At 70.2% G+C, this 3,030-nt stretch carries 2 protein-coding genes and 2 pseudogenes; 1 reads left to right on the top strand and 3 read right to left on the bottom strand.

Annotated features, from left to right (window positions below):
- The 3 genes and pseudogenes from IH13_RS0132430 to IH13_RS0132420 all read right to left on the bottom strand — a co-directional run.
- Positions 1–289 (bottom strand): annotated as a pseudogene (locus IH13_RS0132430) (hypothetical protein); the annotation flags it as partial.
- Positions 286–1,674: a cytosine permease gene (locus IH13_RS0132425; protein ID WP_031090079.1), complete on the bottom strand. Its 1,389-nt coding sequence runs from the start codon at positions 1,672–1,674 to the stop codon at positions 286–288. The gene IH13_RS0132425 and the pseudogene IH13_RS0132430, both read right to left, overlap by 4 nt.
- Positions 1,674–2,627, bottom strand: a complete 954-nt coding sequence (locus IH13_RS0132420; RefSeq protein WP_031090078.1) for a DUF1177 domain-containing protein — start codon at positions 2,625–2,627, stop codon at positions 1,674–1,676. The genes IH13_RS0132425 and IH13_RS0132420 overlap by 1 nt, the downstream gene beginning before the upstream one ends.
- A 148-nt stretch (positions 2,628–2,775) precedes the next feature.
- Between IH13_RS0132420 and IH13_RS0132415 the strand changes: the two are divergent.
- A pseudogene (locus IH13_RS0132415) lies at positions 2,776–3,030 on the top strand (helix-turn-helix domain-containing protein); the annotation flags it as partial.

Raw genomic sequence — 3,030 nt, 5'->3', positions numbered from 1 at the left:
CCCCCCCCTGCCACTCGGCGGCGTCGGCGGGCACGACGTCGAGGTGGCCGTGGACCAGCAGCGCTCCCCGGGTGGGGTCGGCGCCCGCTATGCGCGCGATGACGTTGGCCCGGCCGGGCGCGGACTCGACCAGCTCGGAGCCGATGCCGGCCTCGGCGAGGCGGGCCACGACCCAGTCGGCGGCCTCGCGCTCGTCGCTGGTCGGGTTGGAGGTGTCGAAGCGGATCAGTTCGGCGCAGAGGCCGACGACCTCGTCCTGTGCCTGCGCGGAGGCGGGGGTGGTGCTCATGCTGCTCCTGCCGGGGTGGTCGCGGGGGCGGCGGGCGCGTGCGCCTCGTCGTCGTCGAGGGTGGAGGTGCCGTACGGCTTGATCCAGCCCGCCAGGCCGAGCCCGCAGTACAGCACGAAGGCGATGATCAGCGAGTTGAGGGCCGGGATGCCGCCGTCGTAGAACTTGCCGACGCAGAAGGCCACCAGCCAGATGGCCAGGGACATCGGCACCCAGGTCGGTGAGGTCGCCGGCAGGGTCTCGGCCGCGCGGGTCTCGTCCAGCGGCCTGCGCATCCGCTTCACGACCCAGTACTCCGCGACGATGATGCCGCCGATAGGCGGGATCATCACGCCGAGCAGGGACAGGAAGTCGGTGAAGTGGGTCATGATGCCGACCGCGGAGAGCAGGGTGCCGGCGATGCCGAGCGCCACGGTGACCACACCGCGGTGCAGCCGGCGGCCGAAGACGACCTGGAAGAAGTTGACGACGCCGAGCGAGGAGCCGTACAGGTTCCAGTCGTTGATCTTGGCGGTGGACATCAGGACCACCAGGACACCGAACGCGCCCGAGGTGGAGAGCACGATGTGCGACACGTCGCTGGACTTCACGAGGTGGCCGAGCAGTACACCGGTCATGCCGACGATGTACTCGGAGAGGATCATCGAGGAGGCGCTCTGCACGAAGACGTGCGAGCCCTTCCGGTTGTAGCGGGTCATCTCCGGGGAGACGATCGCACCCGTCATGTAGCCGCCCGCGATGGCGGTGGCGGCGACGGCCAGCGGGATCGTCTCGCCGGGCGGCGGCGAGCTGATCAGGTCGCCGAGCGAGTGGTCCTTGAGCGTGGTGATCACCGACCAGGCGACCATGCCGAAGAACAGCGGGGTGACGATCTTCGCGAACAGGGCCATGTACCGGAAGCCGAAGATCACCAGGGCGGTGATGGCGATGCCCGCGAAGACGCACCACATCCAGGACGGGCCGCCCACGAGCGCCGAGACGCTGTTGCCGAAGATCGTGTTCTGGACGCCGAACCAGCCGACCAGGCTGACCGCGATGACGAAGCTCACCAGCGCCGAGCCGTTGCGGCCGAAGCCCACCCAGCGGGTCAGCATCGGGGTCGCGAGACCCTCGCGCATCCCGGCCAGGCCGATCGCGAAGATCACGATCTCCAGGATCACCGCGCCGAGCGTGAAGGCGAGGAAGGCGTTGCCGAAGGTCATACCGACACCGATGGTGGCGCCGAGCGTGAACTGCGAGATCGAGCCGGACTGGGCGAGCCACTGGAGCAGCATCGACCAGAAGCCGAAGCGCTTGTCGCGCGGGACGCGGGAGAGCGAGTAGTCGTCGCTGCCGATGCTCTTGGCCTCGGGGGCCGTGGCGTCGGCCCGGTGGGCGGATGCCATCAGGACTCCTGGGATGTGCGGCCGAAGGTCTGGAGGTGAGCCAGCGACCCGTAGCGGTTGACGAGGTTGTCGAACTCCACCGGGTCGTGGAAGTCGAGGGTTCCGGCGCCGAAGGCCTTGGCGACCTCCATGGCGTACCGGGCGGCGGACGCGATGTCGGTCTCGTGGCTCGCGCCCGTCTGGCAGCCGGGCACCGCCGCGGCCGAGGTGACCGCGAGACCGACGACCGGGGCGGTGGTCGCGGTGGAGGGCTGCAGGATCGAATTGATGTGGTGTGCACCGTTACCGTACGGGGTGATGTCCTGGGTGGTCACCGGGTACGTGACCAACGGCTCACCCGTCACCACGGCGAGCAGCTCGCCGAGCTGCTCGGACACCCGGAGCACCCAGCCCTCCTTGACGGTGGGCGACAGGGCGAGGCCCTTGTGGTTGATGATCCGGTTGCCCTTGGTGGTGTCGATGGAGAGCACGGCCTCCATCTCGCCGGTGACCTCGTGCCGGTTCATCGTGGCGATGTCCACGGGGGAGCCCATGAAGGGCACCGGGTCGTGCGGCTCGGTCGGGGCGTTCGGGCAGATGTGCGTGGCGAGGACCACGTCGCCGGGCAGCACGTCGCCCCGGCGGCGCATGTCCAGCAGCTTGGCGGCCGTGGCGAGGGCCGCGGCGGCGCCGTCGGCGTCGGACACCAGCCCGGTCACCTCGGGGCGGGCGCCGACCCCGCCGAGCCGGCCGACCACGCCGAGCGTCCGGGCGTCACCGCCGGCCGCGCGGCCCCGGGAGCCCGGGACGCGGACGAGCACGAAGTCCGTCGACCCCCGCTCGCCGGTGACGGTGGTGACCTGGGCCGAGGAGCCTTCGGCCCCCGCGACGGAGTCGAGGTACTCCACGACCGTCTTCCCGCAGACCTGCGGATCGTCCAGCAGCTCGACGATGTCCAGTACGTACTTCAGCATGGGGGGCCTTTCTCCTGAGCGGGACACCCGCCCGGCGCTCCGGCGGTGGAGCGCCGGGCGGGGTGCTGGAGCAACATTCGGGATCGGCTACCGTGGAACGCAATGGTTTCCCGTTATCTGCAATACAGGTCTGAATGGTGAGATGGCGATGACCGACTTCGATCTCGACCGGCGCACCCCCGCCGGAGCCCTCCAGACGGTGGACCGGGCCCTGCTGGTGCTGCTCGCCTTCGAGCGGACCCGGCCCGACTGGGGCGTCACCGAGGTCGCCGAGGAGTTCGGCTGGGACACCTCGGTCGCCCAGCGCCTGCTGGCCACCCTGGCGGGCCGGGGGTTCCTGGTGTCCGACCCGGTCACCCGCCGCTACCGCATCGGCCCCGCCGTGCCTGTCTCTTATACACAT

The sequence above is a fragment of the Streptomyces sp. NRRL WC-3549 genome, from assembly GCF_000721935.1.
GTDB lineage: Bacteria > Actinomycetota > Actinomycetes > Streptomycetales > Streptomycetaceae > Streptomyces.
The sequence above is the reverse complement of the archived record's forward strand: the minus strand, read 5'-3'. Positions and strand labels throughout refer to the sequence as shown.